Source organism: Sandarakinorhabdus oryzae, from assembly GCF_009733735.1.
Lineage (GTDB): Bacteria > Pseudomonadota > Alphaproteobacteria > Sphingomonadales > Sphingomonadaceae > Sandarakinorhabdus > Sandarakinorhabdus oryzae.
Genome location: NZ_WNJP01000416.1, coordinates 1 through 551, shown reverse-complemented (window position 1 = coordinate 551; position 551 = coordinate 1). Strand labels below are relative to the sequence as shown.

Here is a 551-nt window from a genome sequence, read left to right as displayed (position 1 = left end):
GCAAGCTGGCAGCGGCTGGAGGGCTATGGCGAGGCCGGCGTGCTCGACAGCGGCACGCTCTATGCCGGCGGTCAGGCCCGAGCGCGGCTGGTCCGGGTCGGCCCGGCCACGCTCCACGCCGCTGGCTGGGCCAGCGTGCAAACCGGCACGCCTGACGTGTGGCGGGCCGACGTGGGGCCGGCCATCACCATGCAGATCAAGGGTTTGCGCCTGGAAGCGGACTGGCGGCAAAAGGTTGGCGGCAATGCTGCGCCGGGCAGCGGGCCGGTGCTCACTGTCTCCGCCGGCTTCTAGGCGTCAGCGCGGCCCGGTAGCCGATTGGTCAAACAACGCCTGCAACTCGGCCCGCGTGCGCGGCTGCTGCAGGGCCAGCATCAACAGGATCCGGGCCTTGGCCGGCGTCAGCTCGCGGCCGGCAAGGGTGCCGGCGGCTGCGTCGCCGCCGCGATCGGTGTTGGAATCCGTTGGCCAGATGTCGCCGCTGCCCTGGCGCGGGGTGCGCACCACGGCAACGCCGCGGGCCACCAGGTCACGCACGGCGTCGCGGGCAG

Annotated in this window: 1 protein-coding gene and 1 pseudogene; one reads left to right on the top strand and one right to left on the bottom strand. The window is 73.1% G+C overall.

Annotated elements, in window-relative coordinates; genetic code table 11:
- Positions 1-294, top strand: a pseudogene (locus tag GJ693_RS17365) (hypothetical protein); the annotation flags it as partial.
- A gap of 3 nt (positions 295-297) precedes the next feature.
- On the opposite strand, the gene GJ693_RS17360 reads toward GJ693_RS17365, so the two are convergent.
- The coding region (locus tag GJ693_RS17360; RefSeq protein WP_197042331.1) for a hypothetical protein at positions 298-551 on the bottom strand (254 nt) is incomplete at its 5' end.